The following is a 22484-nucleotide window of genomic DNA, read 5'->3' on the forward strand; positions in this document are numbered from 1 at the left end:
ATGTGTGGAAATTGTACATTACTTTTAATATAGAGAGCTAAAAAATATTTAAAATGTTGTAAGGAGGAGATTATGACAAGGTGAAAAAGAAAGAGAAAAAGAGTGGTAGAGCACTACCTATACGGTTAAATATTTTATTCTTTTGCGTATTTTTATTATTTTCTGGAATTATAATCCAGTTAGGTAAAGTACAAATTTTCGATGGAGAAACATATAAGAATGAAGTAGAAAAAAGAGAGAATGCAACTGTTAGTCTTACAGTACCACGCGGCAAAATTTATGACCGTGAAGGGAATCCAGTAGTGGACAATAAGTCTTTACGTACGATTACATATACAAAGGTGAAAGGTGTAAAATCAGAAGAAATGCTAAAAACTGCAAGACAACTTGCAGAAATAATTGAAATGCCGCAAGAAGATATAGATAAGTTAACCGAGACGGATAAGAAAGATTTTTGGATGCAGTTAAATCCAAAACTTACTCAAGATTTAGTATCTAAAAAGGAAATAGATAAGTTTAGAGAAAAGGATATTAACGGAAAAGAGTTAGACAGAAAAATAGAAGAGTTAAAAAGAAAGCGAGTTACAGAAAAAAATCTTCAAGAATTAACAGCAAAAGACATAGAAGTGTTAGCTATTAAAAGTAAAATGACTTCAGGTTATCAAATGGCACCTCAAATTATTAAAAAAGATGTTAGTGAAAAGGAATATACTGTGATTAGTGAAAATTTAGCAAATCTCCCAGGTGTAGACGCATCAGTTGATTGGGAAAGGCTCTATGTAAATGATGGCTTATTCCGTTCAGTTCTTGGAAATGTTTCGAATGCTGATGAAGGATTACCACGTGAACGATTAGATTATTATTTAGTGCGTGAGTATAGCCGGAATGATCGTGTTGGGAAAAGTTACATCGAACAGCAATACGAAGATGTACTTCATGGTACGAAAAAAGAAGTAAGAAGTATTGCTGATAAACAAGGTGATACAATTAGAACAGAAACAGTTTCTGAAGGGAAAAGCGGCAAGAATTTAACGTTAACAATTGATATGGAATTACAGAAAAAAGTAGAAGAGAGCATAGAAAAAATATTAAAGGCCTATAAAGGTTCAGAATCGATGTTGGACCGTGCTTTTGTTGTAATGATGAATCCGAAAAACGGCCAAGTATTATCGATGGCTGGGAAAAGACTTGTAGAAAAAGACGGAAAAATGGAAGTAGAAGATTACGCTTTAGGTACGCTGACAAGTTCATATGAGCTTGGATCAACTGTTAAAGGTGCTACAGTATTAACCGGATTTGAAACAAAAGCTATAACACCGGGAACACATTTTTATGATGCACCTATGAAGTTTAAAGGAACTAAGGAGAAAAAGTCATGGAAAGATTTTGGAGATATAGATGACCTAAGAGCTTTACAAGTTTCCTCTAACGTTTATATGTTTAACACAGCATTAAAAATTGCTGGTGTGGATTATGTAAAGAACAGTTCACTAGATATTAAACAAGAATACTTTGATAAGATGAGATATTATTTCAGACAATTTGGTTTAGGTGTTCCAACAGGCATTGATTTACCGAATGAAACAGCGGGGCAAATTGGGAGAAAAGATAATCAGCCAGGTTTCTTATTAGACTTTTCCATTGGCCAGTATGATACGTATACACCACTTCAGCTTGCACAATATATTTCAACTATTGCAAATGGCGGGTATCGTATGAAACCACAAATTCTTCAAGAAATTAGAGAACAAACCGTTCAAAAAGATGAGGTCGGTAAAGTAGTACAATCAATAGAACCCGTTGTTTTAAATAGAATTGATATGAAAGAAGAATATATCAATCAAGTAAAAGAAGGCTTTAGGAAAGTATTCCAAGAAGGGGATGGAACGGGAGTAAAGGCGTTCCAAAAAGCACCCTATAAACCAGCTGGAAAAACAGGAACTGCACAGACTGTATACGGTGGAGAAAGTGATATTGGGAGAAATGAGAAAGGCGATCGTAGAGAATGCTATAATTTAACATTAGCAGGATATGCGCCATATGACGATCCAGAAGTAGCATTTTCTGTTGTTGTGCCATGGGTTATAAATGATAAATCAGGTATTAACTCTGATATTGGAAAAGATGTTTTAGATGCTTATTTTGATTTGAAAAATAAGCGATTAACTGGCGAAGCACCAAAAATAGATGACTCTAAAGAGAATTAAAATATACGAAACGTCTCTAGCAATTATATGAACTAGAGACGTTTTTTACATACGAATAGATTAGAAATGAGGTATCTATGAAGCAATTGATTCTAAAAGATTGGAGAAAAATATGTAGCTATATTTTAATTATAATAGGAATTATTTTTATTAATAAGTTATTTTTATTTTGTATGGTAGAAGGAATTTCGATGCAACCTACTTTGAATGAGAATAATCGCATACTAGTTAATAGGGCTAGCATCTATTTTTCTTCTTTTCATCATGGTGATGTTGTAATAATAAAAAAAGAAGACTCGCCTACATACTACGTGATACGAATTATTGGATTACCAGGGAATAACATACAATTAAGAGACGATGAGGTATATATTAACGGTAAAAAGCGTGATGAGTCGTATATACAGTTAGATATGTCACAAGTATCAAATCGTTTTTCAAACTGTAGAGAAATGAAAGTTCCCACGCATAAATTATTTGTGTTAGGTGATAATCGAAATCATAGTAAAGATGGTAGGAATACGCTTGGACTAATTGATGAGTCAAATATAATAGGTAAAGTGAAAATGGTATATTATCCATTTGATCAAATAAAATGGATAATATAATTCTATTAGATTTGCACGTTTTATAAAATAAATCATATATTGATAGCATAGGACAAGCAGAAAAGCTTATCCTAACCTCACAGAACACTCCTTATCACAGTTAGGCATCTACATTTTATGTAGATGCCTTTTTCAATGTCTGATAATTATTTATCAACCTAAAGTAGTAAGTATATTGGGACTATTAAGGGAAGGTTGCTTGTAATAATAACAGTACGATTAATAAGAAGATTGAATTGTAAGGAGTGAGAAATAAGTGATGAATATTTTAATAGTTAATTTCCCTGCAGAGGGACATGTAAATCCTACATTAAGTTTAGTAAAGGCCTTTACTGAAAGAGGTGATAACGTACACTATATTACAACGGAAAGCTTTAAGGAAAGGCTTGAAGTTTTGGGAGCCATTGTACATACTCATCCGGATTTATTAAAGGAGATTTCTATTGATAATGAAACTTCATATGGATTAAAATCTTTCTTTCATGTACATGTTCAAACTTCTTTATACATATTAGAAATTACGAAACGATTATGTAAAAGCATTAATTTTGATTTCGTAGTTTATGATATATTTGGTGCTGGAGAGTTAGTAAAGGAATATTTACAAGTTCCAGGCATAGTTTCCTCTCCTATATTTTTAATTCCACCAGTATTATTGGAAACCTTGCCTTTTCATCCAAATGCAGAAATACAATTCCAACCCGATGAACTCTCTGAAAAGTTACTGTATCAAATGGAACATGAATTTGGAGTAAAGCCCAAAAATAATCTTCAATTTATGCATAATAAGGGAGATATTAGTCTCGTGTATACAAGTCGTTATTTTCAACCTAATAGCGATTCGTTCGGAGAAAACAATGTTTTTATTGGACCGAGTATTATAAAGCGCAAAACAAATGTAAAGTTTCCACTTGAATTGCTTTCAAAAAAGAAAGTTATTTATATTTCAATGGGAACACTTCTCGAAGGGCTCGAACCATTTTTTAATACTTGTATTGACGCTTTTTCAAATTTCGAAGGGATTGTAGTAATGGCGATTGGTGATAGAAATGATATTTCAAAAATTAAGCAAGCGCCAGACAACTTTATTATAACCCCTTACGTACCTCAATCAGAAATATTAAGTGAAGCAGATGTTTTTATTACACATGGTGGAATGAATAGTGTGCACGATGCAATCCATTATAATGTCCCATTTGTGATAATACCGCATGATAAAGATCAACCTATGATAGCGCAAAGATTAACTGAGCTTGAGGCAGCACATAGATTATTGAAAGAGCATGTTAATGTGCAAACTTTAAAAAAGGCGGTAACAGACGTTCTTTCAAATGAAAAGTATAAACATGGCATTCGAAAACTGAATGAAAGTTTTTTAGAGTGTGGTGGTTCCAAAAGAGCCATTGCAGTTATTGATGCTCTTTTAAATAAATAGTTCGGATAATATAAAAGCATAGAGGCTCTACCTGTATGCTTTTATATTATTATCCAGCAAATTGTACAGCAGTATTCGCATGTAAATAAGCAGTATCAAAAACAGGAACAGATAGATCATTTTGGGAAATGAGCAAAGGAATTTCCGTACAGCCAAGTAGAATTCCTTCAGCCCCATTATTAATTAATGAATTGGTAATTTGTATTAGTTTTTCTTTTGATGTTTCTGAAATAATTCCTCTACTTAATTCATTTAATATGACGTGATGGATAAAAGTTCTTTCTTCGTCATTTGGGATAATTGTCTCAATGTTATATTTTGCTAGTCGTGATGTATAAAAATCTTCTTCCATTGTTTGTTTCGTTCCTAATAATCCGATCCGTTTTATATTCTGTTCTACCATTTCTTTAGCACTTACATCACCGATATGAAGAAGTGGGATTGATATTGCTTGTTCTACTTCCTCAGCAAATAGATGTACAGTATTAGAACACATTAGTAAACATTCAGCTCCAGAGTGTTCTACTTTTTTTGCTACTGCGACTAATTCATTTTTCACTTCTTCATATTGATGATTTTGTAATAATGTAGTTACTTCACCAAAGTCCATACTATATAAAACAAGCTTCGCATTTTGATCATATTGAGAGAGAGTTAGTGTATTAATATGTTTATAATATAACGATGTTGATTCCCAACTTAGTCCGCCAATTAAGCCAATTACTTTCATCATGCATTCCTCCCGTAACAATTTTGAATTTATTATTTCATAATTCCGATAAGAATACAATGATTTAGTTGAACTATTTATCGAAAAATAAAAATAGTAAGAAAAGTATTGAAATTATTTATTGTTAGTGCCATAATACAGATTACAAATACATACTTATCCAGAGAGGTAGAGGGAACGGCCCTTTGAAACCTCAGCAACCCCTATGTAATTACATAGGAAGGTGCTAATTCCGCAGAGGACACTATGTGTCTTTTGAAAGATAAGGGGATTCTTGTACGTGAAAGAAAATGACCTCTTATTAAAGAGGTCATTTTTTGTTGTATAGAAAGGAAGTGTCGATGCATAATTCATTTTCAAAATAAATATAGAGTATTAAAAGTTGAATAATACGAGAGGGGAATTGTAATGAACAAATTAACGACAAAGCTAGTAGTAGCTATTGGAATTGGAGCAGCTCTATACGGGGTATTAGGGCTTTGGGGATTTTCTATCGCACCGAATACATTTATTAAACCCGCATTGGCTATTTTAACAGTTTTTGGAGCGTTATTTGGCCCGGTAGCAGGGCTTTTAATAGGACTCATCGGTCATACCGTTACAGATACGATCGCTGGTTGGGGTATTTGGTGGGGATGGGTTATTAGTTCGGGTATTATTGGTTTTGCAATGGGACTCATACAAAAAAGATTTGGTTTTAGTGTAAAACATGGAACGTATAATAACCGTGATATTTCTTATTTTGCAATTGCAGGGTTAATTGGTATTGTCATAGCTATTATATTTGCTGGAGCATTCGATATTATTGTGATGGGAGAACCGTTTGACAAAATAGTTATACAAGTACTAGGCGCAACAATTGCAGACGTTATCGTATTTTTAGTTCTTGGCTTACCAATCACGATCGGCTTAGCGAAATCAAATAAGAAACATACACATTTAAAAATTGAAAAGTAGGGATGAATACATGCAACCAATTATTTCTTTTGAACAATTTACCTTTCAATATAGGCATGCTACGCAGCCTACTTTGAAAAATATTACATTTCAAATATATCCTGGGGAAAAGGTACTTATCGCTGGACGAAGTGGTTCAGGTAAGTCAACATTAGCTCATTGTATAAATGGGCTAATCCCATTTTCTTACGAAGGGATAAGTACCGGTAACATTTTAATAGCTGGAAAGGATCCGAGAAAAGGTAGTGTTTTTGAACAGAGTAAACACGTAGGGACAATATTACAAGATCAAGATGCACAATTTATAGGCCTTACTGTCGAAGAGGATGTAGCATTTGCATTAGAAAACGATTGTGTAAATCAAATAGAAATGAGAAAGATTGTTACGGATTCTTTAAAAAAGGTAAGCATGCAGGACTTTCATACACAAAGTCCGCATGAATTATCAGGAGGTCAAAAACAGACAGTCTCTCTTGCAGGTCTGCTAACGACAAATGCAGATATATTATTATTTGATGAACCGTTAGCTAATTTGGATCCTGCATGTAGTTTGAATACAATAGAACTCATTAAAAATATACATGAGAAATATAATAAAACAATTGTAATTATTGAACATCGAATAGAAGAAATTTTAAACCTTGATTTAGATAAAATTATTTTAATAGATGAGGGAGAAGTTATTGCCGTTGGTTCACCGGATAGTATTTTAAATTCTGATATATTACCAAATATCGGACTAAGAGAACCTATTTATATAGAGGCGCTAAAGAAATTAAATTTTGATAGTAATAATGTTAAGGTATTTCCAATTGAAAATCTTCGTAATGCAGGCGTTCATATCCTATTAAAGAACTGGATGCATAAGCAAGTTTCATCAAAAAACAAATATATTAAAAAAGCTTTATGCAAGATAGAAAATTTATCATTTACGTACAATAACAAACATACAGCCTTAGAAGATATCAACCTTTCAATAGGAGAGGGAGAAATAGTAGCGTTATTGGGTCATAATGGAGCAGGGAAATCGACATTAGCTCATACTCTTATAGGAATAAATAAAACAAAGAATGGGAGAATAACATTCGATGGAGAAAATATAAATTCTTGGTCTATTCGTAAACGCGGGGAAGTTATTTCTTATGTTATGCAAAACCCAAATCAAATGATTACACAGCCTACTGTTTTAGAAGAGGTTTCATATTCATTAAAATTAAAAAAAGTTTCTAAAGATGAGATTGAGACAAGAGTCGAAAAAGCTTTAAGAATTTGTGGATTATATCCATTTCGTAACTGGCCAATTCAGGCATTAAGCTATGGACAAAAAAAGAGGCTTACTATTGCATCTGTACTTATAACAAACCCAAAACTTATTGTATTAGATGAACCGACAGCTGGACAAGATTATTACCATTACAAACAGTTTATGTCGTTTATTAGAAAACTGGCTGAAAGGGGCATATCCTTTATTATTATCACACACGATATGAATCTTGCTTTAGAATATGCAGATCGAGCGGTAGTTCTGCATGAAGGGAAAATTATTGCGGACAATACTGTATCTGCTGTTTTAGGGGATCAAGGAACGTTACAAAGAGCTAATCTACGGGAGATTTCATTAATAAAACTAGCTAAATTAAGCGGAATTCCAACTCCAGAAACATTTGTGAAACTTTATATTGAAGCTAATAGGAGGGAGGAATATGCATAATACGTATTTTTATCGTATGGATGGTGCAATTAAATTATCTTTATTTATATTTTGTATGACACTTACTTTTTTATTTTTTGATTTTCGTATATTGCTAATTTTATTTATTGTTGGATGTATCGGCCTCTTAATTGCAAAAATTCAATTGCGTAAAATTATAGTTATTTTCAGCGTTATATTTACATTTAGTTTATTAAATTCCGTTATGATTCTTTTCATTACGCCCACCCATGGATCGGAATTAACGGGATCGTATACCTCTTTTTTTTATATAGGTTATGCAACAATTACATATGAAACTTTATTTTATGCAGCTACACTTTCATTGAAATATTTTACGTTATTACCATTTACACTTCTTTTTATTTATACAACTCATCCAAGTGAATTTGTATGCAGCTTAAATAAATTTGCTGTTCCTTATAAAATTACATATGCAATAAATATTGCACTGCGTTATATACCAAGCATTCAATCTGAATATATAATCATTAGACACGCGCAGGAAGCAAGAGGCGTACCTTTTGAAAAAGGAGAAGCGAGCTTGTGGATTCGTATGAAAAACCGTGTTTTAATTTTTTGGCCACTTATTATTCATTCATTAGAAAGGATTGATACTGTTTCAAATGCAATGGATTTAAGAGGTTTTGGAAAAAAGGATATACGAACGTGGTACTATGCAAAAGACGCACAAAAGGAGGATTACATCACACTTTTTGTTGGTATTATTATTTTGATTATTGCAGTTTACTTAAAGCTGAATGTATTCCAAAGCTTCTGGTACCCATTTTAAAGCACTCTCAATAGAGTGCTTTTACTAATTTTTATGAAGACATGCTCAAAAAAGGGAGATATACATACTGTATAATACGAACCAGTTAAAATGATCAACTACCTATTAGTTTTCAAACCAAAAGGAGGAGAAAATATGAGTTTCGGCGGTTCTTGTGGTTTTGGTGGAGGTTTCGCTTTATTAGTTGTGTTATTTATTTTATTAATTATTGTTGGATGTAGCTGTTGGAGCTAAGGGTACTAATTTCTAATTAGTCTCTTCTAAATGTAAATTAAAAAAACATAGCAGATACTTTTTGTATCGAAATAAAAAAGGAGCCATTATGCTCCTTTTTTATTTATTATGCAACGTGCTCTCATTATTATATTTTGGGAATGTAATAGTTAAAGTAGTTCCTTTATTAACGATACTTCGGATTTTTAAACTGCCTCGCATCGTTTCAATAATTTTAACAGCAACCATCGTTCCTAAACCCGTACCTTTCGTTTTTGTACTAAAATATGGTTCGCCAAATCGATTAATTTGCTCTTGCGACATTCCAATTCCACTATCTTGAATCCGTATTATAACTTTATTATTACTAACAGATGCAGAAATAATAAGATCACCGCCACATGGCATTGCTTCTATACTGTTTTTTATTAAATTTAAAAAACATTGATGGAAGTGCTGTGTATTACCAATAATTGTTCCCTCTGAGAACTCTTTTGTAATATTAATATTATTCATGTTACAAAAAGGTAACATCATATTAATAACTCGATTTAACTCGTGCTCCACTGAAATATGATCTAGTTTTTCTGAAGCCGGTTTGGCAAAAGTTAAGTAATCATCAATAATTGCTTGTGCACGATTTAACTCTTCAAGAATATGTTCAATATACTCATCTTTGGATTGTTGAGTTATATTGGGTGTTTTTAAAAGTTGTGTAAATCCTTTTACAACAGTCAATGGATTCCTTACTTCATGTGAAATACTTGCAGCGAGTTGGCTGACAATCTCCATTTTTTCGACTTTTATTAATTTTGATCGCATAAATATTGCATCTTTTAAAACCTCATTAAAATAGACCATAAATAATATTAAAATAGTTGGTAATAGAATGAAATAAATAATGTACAAATTATTCACTTCAAAATCTGATAGAGTTAAAACAATTACTGTTGTAAATATTGCAAGGAAAAAAGTTAAAAACATAGATGAAGTTACTTTTATTTTCCTATTGTATGTATTAAATTTTGATGATGCGAATGCTGTAATTATTAACATCGTTCCATAAACAATGATTGTTAACAGGCTAAAACCATAAAACATAAAACGTATTATTAATAAAATCATGAGTAATGCAATACCGACTGGAAATCCACCATAAAGTGTACCAATTAAAAAGGGGATTTGTCTTAAATCGTGAATATAATTTTCATCCATATAGATGGGATACCGCATACATAAAATTAGTGGGATACTCGTACAAAGAATGATAAGTAGTTTCTTATATTTCTTCCCGAAGTACCCACTATCATAAATAAAATAAAAAACAAATATACTGCTTAAAATATAAAGAAGATTATTTAAAACATTTTGATTAATGTAAACAAAGTTCATAATACATGCCCCGTTATCCTGAATTTCAATCCCATATGTATTATACATTATAAAAGTACAAGTTTTACATGTACTTTTACAATGTATGTAGTTTTTATAGATTTTCAGTATTATAGGCTTTTAACCATGCATTATTAAACTCTTCCATTGACGCATAGCGCTCACTACGATTTTCATTTACAGCACGGTATGCTACTTCATATAATCCTTCACTAGCTTCCCATTTCATAAAGGAACGATCTTGGCCGCCACCTAGTAGTGCAAAAGCCATAGCCCCCATATTAAATACATTTGTTTTTCCGTCTATTATAGAGTTAAGTTGAAACTCTTCAGGTGACATAAAACGAGATGATCCCCACATTCGTCCCATCTTATTTACATACGGTTTGTTACTGTATAAATCAATATCACAAATTTTTGTTTCATTAGTTTTAAAGTTGTACAAAATACTACCGTCATAAAAATCAATAGCTACATAGTTTTTGTGTTCAACGTAAGTATGGAAATTAAAAATAGAATTTAATGAAATTAGCCTATTTTTAACGGATAATTTCTTATATTTATAAAATGGTGAGTTAGGATCATTGTATTTTGCTGGGGGTGGGAAACTCCAGTGCGGGTGAAGACATTCACCGTCAAACCAATCGAAAATTAAAACATATCCATGTTGTACAGGGGAGTGATCAATTAAACTGATAAGAGAAACGTGTTTTAATTCATTGTATATAGTAACTGAGCTTTTTAATCTTTGTATTGCTTCATTTGTAGAAGCATTATATGCGAGTGTTTGTGCCCCTGCATATTTTATAAAGTTCTTTTTCCCATTCTTTTCAACACCAAAACTTATATTACCGGAATCTTGTTGGTCAAAAACCGCAAATACTGTACCTAGTTTTGTAAGCCAATCAAAATTATGATGTTTTTTTAGTTGGAATGTTATAGTATCTAACTGAATTTTAACTGGAATATCTTTCATAATTCACCTCAAATTTAATATAATTAAGTTGTCCATTACAGTATTCGACATATTTTGTGAAATCCCTATATTTATAAACTTAAATTTTATAAATATAATAATATACAGTTATAAGGAGGAAAGCAAATGGATGGAAAAATCATAATTAAACCGTACCAACAATATTGGCATACAGAGTTTTTAAATGAAAAAAATAAAATTGTGCCGTTACTCCATGAAGAAATTATTGCTATTGAACATATCGGAAGCACAGCCGTAGAAGGGTTAGGGGCTAAACCTCTTATTGATATGATGATCGGCGTTACAAATTTACAAATTACCGAAAATTGGAGGGAAGCCCTAGAAGAAATTGGCTATGAATATGTTCCTAAAAAAACACCTAATTGGCGTTTTTTTAGAAAAGGTAAATGGAGAGCTGGTACCCACCATTTACATGTTTATATTTATAATAGCGAAGAATGGAGGAACAACCTTTTATTTCGAGACTTTCTAATAAATCATGAGTGGGCACGTGAAGAATATAGAAAATTAAAAGAGATGCTTGCTGCTACCTATCCTTTTGATCGTGTTTCATATACAAATGCAAAAGCACCGTTTATTCAAAATATATTAGAAATGGCTAAAAAAGAAAATTAACTTACTATAAGTGGTTTACAAATTTTCATTTTATTTTAATCTTTCTTTCATGTTCCTTTCTTTTTCACTTGATACACTGCTGATTATAGAGCTTTTGAGTCAAAAGGAGATTATATAAAATGGAGAAAATACTTAGAAATAAATATTTCCATATATATGTTAAAATAATTGGTATTACTATTATTGTTTGTAGTGTAGAATTGCTATTTATTAATGTTTTGTACGGGAATGTATTAAATGTACAATGGCTAAATAAGAAATTAGGTTCTTTAGGTGAATACGGGGTAATTATAGCTGCATCATTATGGTTCTTACGTCATATATGGTTATTTTTAAAGAAGAAACATATTCACGGATTTAAAATAATTAAAGAGCTATATCTTTTTATAAAACATTTTCACGTATTAATTGGATACGCTGTAATAGCTGTTGCGACTACTCACGGTGTTTACTTTTTAATAAAAGGAAGTCGTCATATAATACTAATATACAGTGGTATATTTTCTCTTTTAACCTTAATAACATTAGGGGTTGCGGGATTTGTTTTACAGAAATCTAATCAGAAAACAAAATTGAAGATGTATCGAAAAACACATCAAATTATTGCAGTCATATTCGGAATAGGATTACTTATTCATTTAATCGTATAGGAGGAAGTATCGTTGCAACATATACTAATTATTGAGGATGAGGAAAGCTTAGCAGATTTTTTAGAATTAGAATTAAAGTATGAAGGATATATAGTAGATATACAACTTGATGGAAGAAAGGGATTAGAAGCAGCACTTGAAAAGAATTACGATCTCATTTTACTTGATTTAATGTTACCAGGATTAAACGGACTGGAAGTATGTCGTCGACTAAGAGCAACTAAAAGTACACCTATTATTATGTTGACTGCTCGTGATAGTATTATGGACCGTGTGACAGGGTTAGATAGTGGAGCAGATGATTATCTTCCAAAACCGTTTGCAATTGAAGAACTTTTAGCACGTATGAGAGTGATTTTTAGGAGAGAAGAAAATACAGAGCAAAAGCACGCATCATTTCTTTCGTTTAAAGATCTACAGCTTCAGATTGAATCTCGAACTATAACTAAAGGAAATGAAGAAATTGAACTTACAAATAAAGAATTCGAGCTACTGCTTATGTTTATGAAAAATATTAATCGAGTTCTTACCCGTGATATTTTACTGGACCAAGTATGGGGTTATGATGCAATGGTTGAGACGAATATAGTCGATGTATATGTTCGTTATTTACGTAATAAGTTACATAGTGTGGATAAGGAGGAGTATATCCAAACAGTCCGCGGTGCTGGATATATAATGAAATGATAAAAAACATTGTGTACCGAATTCGAAATTTACCTATAAAGTGGAAATTAACACTTTGGTCCACTACACTAGTATTCATTTTGTTTATTTTGTATAGCACGTTACAATTCATTGTAATTAATAAGTGGACTATAGATTATGAACAGAAACAAATAAACAGACAATTGACAGAAATAGCGGCATATTTTCAAGATAAAAACGAAACGCTCTCGAGCAAAACATTTGAAAATAGTAAAGAATTTCTAAATAATATGATTGATAAACATCAAATGATTCGTATTATCGGAAATGATGGAAAGCCCATTGTTACTGTTTCTCGAGGTTTTAATGAAGCTTGGATAAAACCAAAACAGGTTACCCAAGATGAATCCTTAATAAAAAGACATATAGAAGATCGAATATTAGTTGAGCGCATACCAATTCAAACAAAAAAATTCACGGGAACTATTGAACTTACGAAAAACTTAGAGACATTTGATCATTTATTAAAAATTATCTTAGTGGTAATGGTCTTTGCAGGGATATGTGGATTAGTGTTTAGTTTTTTAGGCGGAATACTTATAACGAAAAAGCTTTTATCAAGTGTTCAAAACATAACGGATACGATGAAGCGTATTAAGAAAAACGGACTAAATGAAAGAGTTCCAGTACGAGAAAATAATGATGAACTCGCAAAATTATCGATTCTTTTTAATGAAATGATGGATGAAGTGGAAACTTCTTTTACACAGCAAAAACAGTTTGTAGAAGACGCATCGCATGAATTAAGAACACCATTAACAATTATTCAAGGGCACTTATCAATGCTGAATCGATGGGGGAAAAATGATCCAGCTATATTGGATAAATCTCTTCAATCCAGTTTAAAAGAAGTAGATCGATTAAATAAATTAGTTTCAGAATTGCTAGAGCTATCAAGGGCTGAATCAGAACAGATATATCCAATAGCAGCTGAACGAGTCCATGTTAATAGCGTATTAAAACAAATTACACAAAACTTTGCAATACTGCAAACTGACTTTCAATTTGATATGAAATTGGATGCAGATGAAGCGTATGTTTCAATACCATCATCTTACTTAGAACAAATAATTATTATTGTAATGGATAATGCAGTGAAATATACAAAAGAAGCTAATAAGTATATTTGCATTGAATCAAGTATACGGTCAGGAAAAATTAAAATCCGAATAATAGATCATGGGGCAGGAATACCTGAAGCAGATTTACCATTTGTTCTTAACCGTTTTTATAGAATTGATAAAGCGAGAAGCCGAAAACAAGGTGGAAATGGGCTAGGTTTATCAATTGCAAAAAGGCTTGTAGAAAAATATAACGGAGCTATTCAATTAGAGAGTAAAGAAAACGAAGGAACAATTGTTGCAATTACATTTCCGGATACTACACATGAATAGTTAAAGGTAAAAAATTCTTTTTGAAAATACTATTTAAAAGGAGGAATACATTTTGTATTTCCTCCTTTTTGATGCTTAGTAATCAAATTATTTTATTTATTTCGATATTTAAAGTACATTGAAAGGATTAAGGGGGAATAATTAATGAAAGCTATTGTACATCAACATAAAAAAGGATTAGAAGGTTTAGAATATAAATTATCACCTGAGATAACTCCTAACATTGGAGAGGTTAAAGTGAAATTAAAAGCAGCAGGTTTAAATCATCGTGATTTATTTATAATGAATAATAGAAAAGAAATGGAACTACCATTAGTTTTAGGGTCAGATGGTGCAGGTATTGTTATAGAACTAGGAGAAGGAGTTTCAAATATTTCACTACATACCGAGGTTATTATTAACCCTAGTATTGGATGGAATAATACTCATGAAATACCAGAGTTACCTGAAGTACTAGGTGGACCAGCAGATGGAACATTTGCTGAATATGTTATTGTACCAGCAGAAAATGTAGTGGAAAAGCCATCATATCTTACGTGGGAAGAATCTGGCGTTTTATCTTTATCGGCATTAACTGCATATAGAGCGCTTTTTACAAAAGGTAGATTAAAACCTGAAGAACATGTCCTAATTCCGGGAATCGGCGGTGGTGTAGCTACTTATGCTATGTTATTTGCTAAAGCAATTGGAGCAAAGGTGAGTGTTACTTCAAGGATAGAGGACAAAAGAAAGGCTGCTGAAAAATATGGAGCAGACTTTTCTTTTAATAGTTCTGGTAATTGGGACGAGTGCCTACATGGAGAAAAAGTGGATTTAATTATAGATAGTATAGGTCCGGCGACTTTCTTAAAATATTTTGATATATTAAAACCAAATGGAAGAATCGTTAACTTTGGTGCAAGTTCAGGAGATAAAATCGAATTACCGTTACGAGCATTATTTTATAATCAAATTGATATTATGGGAACATCAATGGGAAGCCGTGAAGAATTTAATGAGATGGCTCATTTTATAGAGAAACATAATATTAAACCAATTATTGATAAAGTATATCCATTAGAAGAAGCAATCCAAGCTTTAAATCGAATGAAGCAAGGAGAACAATTCGGTAATATTGCCCTTCGTATGGAATAAGAATATGATTTCGTAACTAATATATTTAAATGAATATGTTATGTATTATATCCATGCATAGAGTGTTCACCATACTATTTAAAATGGTTTACAACCTTTATACATATTTAGCTCGTGTAAATAGTTACACCATTGTCAAATGAATAGTAGCAAAATGAGAATTTGATGAGAAAAGTTTAAACCCATTTTCATATTGATGTTGTATACTGTGTAAATCAAGAACGCTTGTATCTTTATTTAAAGTACAATGAGAAAAAATAAGGAGAGAGTAATATGAATTACACAGTATTTCAATGGATTAATAACTTTGCTGGATCATCCAAGCTATTAGATACGCTAATGATCGCTATTACAAATAGTGCTGCATATGTAGCTATTCTATTTATGCTTATCCTATGGTTCAATAATGGAAAGAAAGAGAATGCAATTAGAAAACAATATACAGTGTTATATACGACACTTTCAGTTAGTATTGCATTATTAGTAAATGTTCTTATACATGCGGTATATTACCATCCGCGTCCTTTTATAACACATCATGTCAATCAATTAGTACCGCATGCAGCAGATTCATCATTTGTAAGTGATCATTCTGTACTCGTATTTTCGATTGCTTTCGTATTTATTCTTAGAGGAGAAAAACTTAAATATATCGCGTTAATATGGGCAATATTAGTCGGTGTATCACGCATGTACGTAGGCGTTCATTATCCTCTAGATATACTTGGTGCTGCGTTCTTAACATTTATTACAAGTGGATTAGTAATGCAAAGTGCACGTATATTTGAACCGTTAGTTCGTTTTATTTTCAAAATGTATGCACTAGTAGCAAAACGAGTTCCTTTTTTAGCGAAATATAACCATATAGCTTAATAAAAAGAACCTACAAAAAGTAGGTTCTTTTTATTTGAAAATTCTTAAATTTCACTTACCGTATTTTATGTTAAAAAACATAGAATTAATAAAAAACAAGTAGCAACAGAACTGGTTTTCTTATTGTTATAGAGGAATTAGTAAAAAAACTTCGAAAAATATAGTATCTACTATATTAAAGAACATATTTAGTAGCGCATCTTCGCATTAATGCATTGTAAAGGAAAGGAGATTAGTATGCATAAACTTCAAACGAATAAAGGCGCTCGATATATGATGATTGCTTTTATTGTTTTGTTTCTTACTATGCTTTTACGTATGTTTTATATTCAAGCGGTAGGAGTCGTGCATAATGTTAATGTAAAGGATCTTGCGAAGGAACAACAAAACAAAAATGGAGTTTTAGAGGCAAATCGCGGGACAATTTATGATCAAAACGGTAAAGTATTAGTCCAAGACTCAACGACATATCGCATCGTTGTAAACCTAAAAGGAAAAGATAAATTAAAAGATAAAGAAGATACCGCACAACGTTTAGCAGATGCGCTTGAAGTTGATAAAGAGGAGATCATGAAAAATTTTCACGAAGGACGTACGCAAGTTGAAATTGGTAAAATTGGACGTAACTTATCTAGAGAAGCGAAGGAAGAGATTAATAATTTGAAAATACCAGGTGTATCTTTCACAACAGAAAAAGCCAGAGTATACCCAAATGAAGATTTCGCCTCGTATATACTTGGTTTTGCAAGACCAGACGATAAAGGTAATGCGGTGGGGAAGTTTGGGCTTGAAGAAAGTTTGGATAAATATTTGCGCTCTACAAATGGTAATGTTTCATATGTAGGTTCAAGAAAAGGAATCCCACTTACAAATGATATAGGAAAAGTAGAACCTGCTAAAAATGGAAATAACGTATATCTTACGCTTGATAAACAAATTAATAGTTTTTTAGAAGACGCGATGAATAAAGCGGCGCAACACTATGATCCTTCTATGTTAGTAGGTATTATTGCGGATCCAAAAACAGGTAAGATTTTAGCAATGTCTAGTAAGCCTAGTTATAATCCTAACAAAGGAGACATTGAATATTTTTTAAACGATCCAATTGCGAATGCATTCGAACCAGGGTCTACAATGAAAGTTTTTACATTAGCTGCTGCAATTGATGAAGGTGTATATAACGGGAAAGAATATTTCCAATCAGGAAAATATGCAGTTGGTTCAGCAGAGATTAAAGATCATAATGGCGGCTATGGATGGGGTTCAATTACATTTGATGAAGGGTTTGAACGGTCATCGAACGTTGCTTTTTCTATTTTAGAAGATCAGTTACTGAAACCAAATAAATTCAAGCAATATATGAATTTATTTGGTTTCAATCAAAAAACAGGGATAGATTTGCCTGGAGAAAGTAAAAATACATTATTGTTAAATACTCAAATTCAACAAGTTACTACATCTTTCGGCCAAGGCTCAACTGTAACTCCTATTCAAATAGTACAAGCGGCCACAGCTATAGCAAATGACGGGAAAATGATGCAACCTTATATTGTTGATAAGGTTGTAAATCCAACAAATAAACAAGTTATTATGGAAAATCAACCTAAAGAAATAGGGAATCCGATTAAAAAAGAAACCGCAGATAAGGTAAGGAACTTAATGGAGCGTGTTATAACATCATCTAAAGGAACGGGAACGATGTATAAAATTGATGGTTATCCGATTGGTGGTAAAACAGGGACAGCGCAAATTCCGAATCCTGAAAATGGACGATATATGGAAGGGAAAGATAATTATATTTTTTCATTCTTAGGAATGGCTCCAATTGATGATCCGCAATTAGTCGTATATTTAGCCATTAAGCAACCTAAATTAAAGGGGAATGAATACGGTGCTCAGCCTCTTGCTGAAATTTTTAAACCAGTTATGAAAAATAGTCTAGAATATTTAAAAGTGAAACCATATACAGAAAAGAAAATGGCAGATGCAACAAAGCAATCTGAAATAAAAGTACAAAATTATGTAAATCAAACAATGGATACTGTAAAAAATATTGCAGAAAAAGAGAAACTTCAGCCGGTATTATTAGGAGAAGGAAAGATAATAAAACAATATCCACAGACTGGCGAGGTAATGAGTGAAGGAGATTGCATATTTCTAGTAGGAAGTAATGTGAAAATGCCTAACCTAAAAGGTTGGTCAATGCGTGATGTTATGTATTTCTCTAAGTTGTTGAAATTAGATTTAAAAACAACAGGTACAGGGTATGTAACGAGTCAAAGCATTGAAAAGGGAGAATATATACAAGAAGGTGATACTTTAAAACTAGATTTGGAACCGCCTCTAGAACCATTAGCAGAAGCGAGTACAAATTAATATCGAATTTTGTAAGAGTCTATAGTATAATAGGCTCTTTTTTTTTAGAGTTACAAGCAATTTCACGCACCGTATTTTTTAATAAATAAAAAATCAAGTTACAAAATTATAAAGGATGCTCACTTTTAAAAAAACTGATTATTCTTTTTAATTATTTACAATATAAAACCTATGTGATAATATGGAAAAAACCAAATGCAGTGAAGAGAAGAGTAAATAAAATGAATTTTTCACAGAGAGCTCTATTTAGCTGAAAAGGAGCAAAAATTCTTTATTGAACCAAGCCTCTGAGCAGCACATCGGAACCTTTTAAAAGTGGATGGTGTGACGGGAGCTCCCGTTATAGAGATAAGGTATAAGCATGAAAATAGTGCAGTACCTGATAAGGTTAATATGGTGACATATTAACAAACTAGGGTGGCACCGCGATGATAAATCTCGTCCCTAAGACTAAAAGTCTTGGGGGTGAGATTTTTTTATTGTTTTAAAACAATTTAGAAAGCGGGTGCCTAAAGTGAAAAAATTACTTGAAGATTGGAAATATCCTTTATTACTATTGTCCGGAGTTGGTATTGCGAATTTAGGTGCATGGATTTATTTAATCGCACTGAATGTACTTGTCTATAATATGGGTGGCTCAGCCTTAGCTGTCGCTACTTTATATGTGATAAAACCATTAGCCACTTTATTTACAAACGCTTGGTCAGGAAGTATGATAGATCGTTTAAATAAACGAAAATTAATGATTCACCTCGATATATATCGAGCAGTATTTATCGCTATTTTACCCTTGGTTCCATCCCTTTGGATTGTCTATCTCTTAGTATTTTTTATAAGCATGGCCAGTGCGATTTATGAACCAACTGCTATGACATATATGACGAAATTAATTCCAGTAGAGCAAAGACAACGTTTCAACTCACTACGTAGTTTAATAGGATCTGGTGCATTTTTAATTGGTCCAGCAGTAGCGGGGATATTATTAATAACTGGTACACCAGAGTTTGCTATATATATGAATGCTATAGCATTTTTGCTATCAGGGTTCATTACATTACTTTTACCTAATCTTGATAAAAAAGACGATTCTAATACATCCAATGATAAATTATCACTAACTGTATTAAAGAAAGATTGGAACATAGTTTTAAATTTTAGTAAAAAATCTATGTATATTGTTTGTGTTTACTTCTTATTTCAAGGGATGATGGTATTAGCTACCGCTATTGATTCACTTGAATTATCATTTGCGAAAGAAGTTTTATTGTTAACAGATAGTGAGTATGGCTTCCTAGTTAGTATCGCTGGAGCGGGTTTTATTTTAGGAGCCATAACAAATACAATTTTATCAAAAAAATTAGCACCTTCATTTCTAATTGGGATAGGATCATTATTCATTGCAATCGGATATTTGATTTATGCTTTTTCAAGTGAGTTTTTAATAGCTGCTATCGGATTCTTTGTTTTATCTTTCTCTATGGCATATGCAAATACGGGATTTTACACATTTTATCAAAATAACGTTCCGGTTCATATGATGGGACGAATCGGGAGTATATACGGGCTCGTTATAGCTGTTTTTACAATTTTTATAACGATTCTGTTCGGCGTTGCAACTCAATTCACTTCTATACAACTTGTAGTCATTGTAGGAGTATTGGTAATGCTACTTATTACTATCATATTGTGCGTGTTTACTTTATTACCATCGCGGTCTAAGGTATATTCCGCTGAATCAATAAATTCAAAATAGTTCCCTTGGTTTTTATTTGAAAATTAGGGGGTTGAATAGGAGGTTTCTTTCCCCTATATATGGAAAAATAATAAGAGGAAAGAACAATACCAATAAATAAGGGTGGTTATTATGATAAAAACAAAAGATCAAATAGAGAAAATTGTAAAAGAAATACATCGGAATATAGATTTTTCTGGGGTAGTCTTAATAAAAAAAGATGATGATATTATTTATGAAAATTCATTTGGATATGCTAACCGAAGTGAATGTATAAACAATACACTACAAACAAGATTTGGAATTGCCTCAGGATGCAAATTATTTACTGCTATCAGTATCTGTCAACTTGTTGAAAGAGGTGTAATTACTTTTCATACAAAGTTAAAAGATTGTCTACATATTAAATTCCCAAACTTTAATGAAGATATTACAGTACATCAACTTTTAACGCATAGTTCGGGTATTCCAGATTATTTTGATGAAAGTATCATGGATAACTTTGAAGACCTTTGGAAAAAAACTCCTATGTATCTATTAAAAAGTTTAAAAGACTTTTTACCATTATTCCAAAACAGTAATATGATGTTTACACCAGGAAGTAAGTTTTACTATAATAATGCAGGTTTTATTATACTTGGATTAATTATAGAACAGCAGACAGGACTTGAATTTACGGAATATATAGAAAGAAACATATTTGTTCCAGTTGGTATGAATGATTCAGGCTATTTCTCTTTAGATAATTTACCAAAACATACTGCTCTCGGATATATAAAGGATGTAAATAGTCAAAAATGGAGAACAAATGCATACTCTATACCCATAAAAGGAGGTTCTGATGGCGGTGCTTACATTACTGCACCAGATATGGTGAAATTTTGGGAAGCTCTATTTAACAACGAAATATTAAGCTGCGAATATACGAAGTTACTTTTAACTCCTCATATTTTGGTGAATAATAGCCAGTCTTACGGCTATGGAATATGGATTGAGAAAAGACAAGAAAATATTTTTAAATATCATGTAATGGGATATGATCCAGGCGTGAGTTTTCGCTCGGCCGTATACCCGGAATTAGGAATTACATTAGTTATTCCATCAAATAAAGGGGCAGGACCTGAAAAACTAATGGTGGAAATAGAAGGAGCTTTTTAATTACATGGATATAAAAATTAGAGCATATAAAAAAGAAGACGAAATAGGCTAGGTACGTTGCCGTGTGTTATCTTTTTTAGATACAGCATATTATGACAATGTACTTAGAGGGAAAGAAAAATATGAAAATCCCGCAATTGAACTAGTTGCTATACATGAAGAACAAGTAGTAGGAGACGTACGAGTAAAAAGTACGTCTTTTTACTTTTATAAATAATGCTTAAGGCTGATGGGAAATCACATTCCATATTATACAAATTAAAGTAGCTATCGTATTTCAAACAGAGACGAATATAATTTTCAAAGGTAAACAAGTATATAGGAGGACTCTAAATGGATATTCTATTTGTTATTCTACTTGTTATTCTTATAATTGTATTAATTCAAGGTAAGGAATACAAAGTGAATATTAATCGTATTTGGCTCATTCCGGCTTTGCTGTGCTTTGTAACAATCCAGTCCATTATTCATATGGGACAATTAAAGATATTGCACGTACTACTATTCGTTGCAATGCTCGGAATGGGATTGGGTCTAGGAGTTATTAGGGGAAAAGCTTTAACATTTCGATTAGATAGTGAAACAGGTCATGTATTACGAAAAGGAAATTGGTTAAGTACAATTATTCTCCTTGTTATTTTAGGTGCAAAGGTTTTGATTAAGCAAAGTATGTTTCCTGGCAGTACTCACCACACATTAATGGTTGTAACAAATGCCTTTTTATGTATCACATTAGGTACCGTAATTAGTAGACGCTATTATATTTGGAAAAAATATAATGAATTAACACAAAAAGCGTAA

General features: G+C 32.0%; 20 protein-coding genes, 1 pseudogene, 1 riboswitch and 1 other annotated feature. Of the genes and pseudogenes, 18 read left to right on the forward strand and 3 right to left on the reverse strand.

The genetic code is table 11. The annotated features are described in order from the left end of the window. Nucleotides 1–80: 80 nt before the first annotated feature. From BG05_RS18285 to BG05_RS18295, 3 genes are all read left to right on the forward strand, one after another. Nucleotides 81–2207, forward strand: a complete 2127-nt coding sequence (locus BG05_RS18285) for a peptidoglycan D,D-transpeptidase FtsI family protein (protein ID WP_003189518.1) — start codon at nucleotides 81–83, stop codon at nucleotides 2205–2207. 77 nt (nucleotides 2208–2284) lie between these two features. After that, nucleotides 2285–2815 (forward strand): signal peptidase I, encoded by a 531-nt coding sequence (gene lepB, locus BG05_RS18290; protein WP_003189520.1) that lies wholly within the window; start codon nucleotides 2285–2287, stop codon nucleotides 2813–2815. Nucleotides 2816–3071: 256 nt separating this feature from the next. Beyond that, a complete protein-coding gene (locus BG05_RS18295) occupies nucleotides 3072–4250 on the forward strand; it encodes a macrolide family glycosyltransferase (RefSeq protein WP_002168270.1) in 1179 nt (392 codons plus the stop codon). A gap of 49 nt (nucleotides 4251–4299) precedes the next feature. On the opposite strand, the gene BG05_RS18300 is transcribed toward BG05_RS18295, so the two are convergent. After that, entirely contained in the window at nucleotides 4300–4983 is a 684-nt protein-coding gene (locus tag BG05_RS18300; protein WP_002127641.1) for an aspartate/glutamate racemase family protein, read from the reverse strand. A gap of 150 nt (nucleotides 4984–5133) precedes the next feature. After that, nucleotides 5134–5249, forward strand: a riboswitch (SAM riboswitch). A 139-nt stretch (nucleotides 5250–5388) separates the two neighbouring features. On the opposite strand from BG05_RS18300, the gene BG05_RS18305 reads away from it, so the two are divergent. The 4 genes from BG05_RS18305 to BG05_RS29820 all read left to right on the forward strand — a co-directional run bounded on the left by BG05_RS18305 (nucleotide 5389) and on the right by BG05_RS29820 (nucleotide 8675). Beyond that, nucleotides 5389–5937, forward strand: a complete 549-nt coding sequence (locus BG05_RS18305) for an ECF-type riboflavin transporter substrate-binding protein (RefSeq protein ID WP_002168272.1) — start codon at nucleotides 5389–5391, stop codon at nucleotides 5935–5937. Nucleotides 5938–5947: 10 nt separating this feature from the next. Continuing rightward, on the forward strand, nucleotides 5948–7648 hold the full coding sequence (locus BG05_RS18310; protein WP_003189528.1) for an ABC transporter ATP-binding protein: 1701 nt from the start codon (nucleotides 5948–5950) through the stop codon (nucleotides 7646–7648). Further along, entirely contained in the window at nucleotides 7641–8441 is an 801-nt protein-coding gene (locus BG05_RS18315) for an energy-coupling factor transporter transmembrane component T family protein (RefSeq protein ID WP_016127074.1), read from the forward strand. Before BG05_RS18310 ends, BG05_RS18315 begins: the two co-directional genes overlap by 8 nt. 135 nt (nucleotides 8442–8576) lie before the next feature. Continuing rightward, nucleotides 8577–8675, forward strand: coding sequence for a YjcZ family sporulation protein (locus BG05_RS29820; RefSeq protein WP_000007808.1), 99 nt, complete (start codon nucleotides 8577–8579; stop codon nucleotides 8673–8675). Between the two features lie 99 nt (nucleotides 8676–8774). On the opposite strand, the gene BG05_RS18320 is transcribed toward BG05_RS29820, so the two are convergent. After that, nucleotides 8775–10094, reverse strand: a complete 1320-nt coding sequence (locus BG05_RS18320; RefSeq protein ID WP_002127637.1) for a sensor histidine kinase — start codon at nucleotides 10092–10094, stop codon at nucleotides 8775–8777. A 46-nt stretch (nucleotides 10095–10140) separates the two neighbouring features. After that, nucleotides 10141–11022 (reverse strand): protein kinase family protein, encoded by an 882-nt coding sequence (locus BG05_RS18325; protein ID WP_003189538.1) that lies wholly within the window; start codon nucleotides 11020–11022, stop codon nucleotides 10141–10143. A gap of 126 nt (nucleotides 11023–11148) precedes the next feature. Between BG05_RS18325 and BG05_RS18330 the strand changes: the two genes are divergently transcribed. The 11 genes and pseudogenes from BG05_RS18330 to BG05_RS18380 all read left to right on the forward strand — a co-directional run bounded on the left by BG05_RS18330 (nucleotide 11149) and on the right by BG05_RS18380 (nucleotide 22484). Further along, nucleotides 11149–11658 carry a GrpB family protein gene (locus BG05_RS18330; RefSeq protein WP_003189540.1) on the forward strand — a complete coding sequence of 170 codons (510 nt, stop codon included), beginning with the start codon at nucleotides 11149–11151 and terminating at the stop codon, nucleotides 11656–11658. A 119-nt stretch (nucleotides 11659–11777) separates the two neighbouring features. Further along, nucleotides 11778–12308, forward strand: coding sequence for a hypothetical protein (locus BG05_RS18335; RefSeq protein WP_003189542.1), 531 nt, complete (start codon nucleotides 11778–11780; stop codon nucleotides 12306–12308). Nucleotides 12309–12320: 12 nt separating this feature from the next. After that, nucleotides 12321–12995: a response regulator transcription factor gene (locus BG05_RS18340; protein WP_002032425.1), complete on the forward strand. Its 675-nt coding sequence runs from the start codon at nucleotides 12321–12323 to the stop codon at nucleotides 12993–12995. After that, nucleotides 12992–14410, forward strand: a complete 1419-nt coding sequence (locus BG05_RS18345) for a HAMP domain-containing histidine kinase (protein WP_033734005.1) — start codon at nucleotides 12992–12994, stop codon at nucleotides 14408–14410. The genes BG05_RS18340 and BG05_RS18345 overlap by 4 nt, the downstream gene beginning before the upstream one ends. Before the next feature lie 144 nt (nucleotides 14411–14554). Next, on the forward strand, nucleotides 14555–15544 hold the full coding sequence (locus BG05_RS18350) for a zinc-binding dehydrogenase (RefSeq protein ID WP_002127633.1): 990 nt from the start codon (nucleotides 14555–14557) through the stop codon (nucleotides 15542–15544). Nucleotides 15545–15817: 273 nt separating this feature from the next. After that, nucleotides 15818–16417 carry an undecaprenyl-diphosphatase gene (locus BG05_RS18355; protein ID WP_002127632.1) on the forward strand — a complete coding sequence of 200 codons (600 nt, stop codon included), beginning with the start codon at nucleotides 15818–15820 and terminating at the stop codon, nucleotides 16415–16417. A gap of 237 nt (nucleotides 16418–16654) precedes the next feature. After that, nucleotides 16655–18793 carry a penicillin-binding protein gene (locus tag BG05_RS18360; protein WP_003189548.1) on the forward strand — a complete coding sequence of 713 codons (2139 nt, stop codon included), beginning with the start codon at nucleotides 16655–16657 and terminating at the stop codon, nucleotides 18791–18793. Nucleotides 18794–18984: 191 nt separating this feature from the next. Next, nucleotides 18985–19242: a binding site (T-box leader), on the forward strand. 65 nt (nucleotides 19243–19307) lie between these two features. Next, on the forward strand, nucleotides 19308–20546 hold the full coding sequence (locus tag BG05_RS18365; RefSeq protein WP_033734007.1) for an MFS transporter: 1239 nt from the start codon (nucleotides 19308–19310) through the stop codon (nucleotides 20544–20546). A gap of 111 nt (nucleotides 20547–20657) precedes the next feature. Next, on the forward strand, nucleotides 20658–21683 hold the full coding sequence (locus BG05_RS18370) for a serine hydrolase domain-containing protein (protein WP_033734008.1): 1026 nt from the start codon (nucleotides 20658–20660) through the stop codon (nucleotides 21681–21683). Between the two features lie 64 nt (nucleotides 21684–21747). Then, nucleotides 21748–21873 (forward strand): annotated as a pseudogene (locus BG05_RS18375) (GNAT family acetyltransferase); the annotation flags it as partial. A 143-nt stretch (nucleotides 21874–22016) separates the two neighbouring features. Beyond that, a complete protein-coding gene (locus BG05_RS18380) occupies nucleotides 22017–22484 on the forward strand; it encodes a DUF1453 family protein (RefSeq protein WP_003189557.1) in 468 nt (155 codons plus the stop codon).

The organism is Bacillus mycoides (assembly GCF_000832605.1).
Classification (GTDB): domain Bacteria; phylum Bacillota; class Bacilli; order Bacillales; family Bacillaceae_G; genus Bacillus_A; species Bacillus_A mycoides.

Coding starts and splice junctions, on each gene's coding strand:
- lepB (WP_003189520.1), top strand. CDS start 2,285: ATGAAGCAATTGATTCTAAAAGATTGGAGAAAAATATGTAGCTATATT.
- BG05_RS18300 (WP_002127641.1), bottom strand. CDS start 4,983: ATGATGAAAGTAATTGGCTTAATTGGCGGACTAAGTTGGGAATCAACA.
- BG05_RS18305 (WP_002168272.1), top strand. CDS start 5,389: ATGAACAAATTAACGACAAAGCTAGTAGTAGCTATTGGAATTGGAGCA.
- BG05_RS18310 (WP_003189528.1), top strand. CDS start 5,948: ATGCAACCAATTATTTCTTTTGAACAATTTACCTTTCAATATAGGCAT.
- BG05_RS18315 (WP_016127074.1), top strand. CDS start 7,641: ATGCATAATACGTATTTTTATCGTATGGATGGTGCAATTAAATTATCT.
- BG05_RS29820 (WP_000007808.1), top strand. CDS start 8,577: ATGAGTTTCGGCGGTTCTTGTGGTTTTGGTGGAGGTTTCGCTTTATTA.
- BG05_RS18320 (WP_002127637.1), bottom strand. CDS start 10,094: ATGTATAATACATATGGGATTGAAATTCAGGATAACGGGGCATGTATT.
- BG05_RS18325 (WP_003189538.1), bottom strand. CDS start 11,022: ATGAAAGATATTCCAGTTAAAATTCAGTTAGATACTATAACATTCCAA.
- BG05_RS18330 (WP_003189540.1), top strand. CDS start 11,149: ATGGATGGAAAAATCATAATTAAACCGTACCAACAATATTGGCATACA.
- BG05_RS18335 (WP_003189542.1), top strand. CDS start 11,778: ATGGAGAAAATACTTAGAAATAAATATTTCCATATATATGTTAAAATA.
- BG05_RS18345 (WP_033734005.1), top strand. CDS start 12,992: ATGATAAAAAACATTGTGTACCGAATTCGAAATTTACCTATAAAGTGG.
- BG05_RS18350 (WP_002127633.1), top strand. CDS start 14,555: ATGAAAGCTATTGTACATCAACATAAAAAAGGATTAGAAGGTTTAGAA.
- BG05_RS18355 (WP_002127632.1), top strand. CDS start 15,818: ATGAATTACACAGTATTTCAATGGATTAATAACTTTGCTGGATCATCC.
- BG05_RS18360 (WP_003189548.1), top strand. CDS start 16,655: ATGCATAAACTTCAAACGAATAAAGGCGCTCGATATATGATGATTGCT.
- BG05_RS18370 (WP_033734008.1), top strand. CDS start 20,658: ATGATAAAAACAAAAGATCAAATAGAGAAAATTGTAAAAGAAATACAT.
- BG05_RS18380 (WP_003189557.1), top strand. CDS start 22,017: ATGGATATTCTATTTGTTATTCTACTTGTTATTCTTATAATTGTATTA.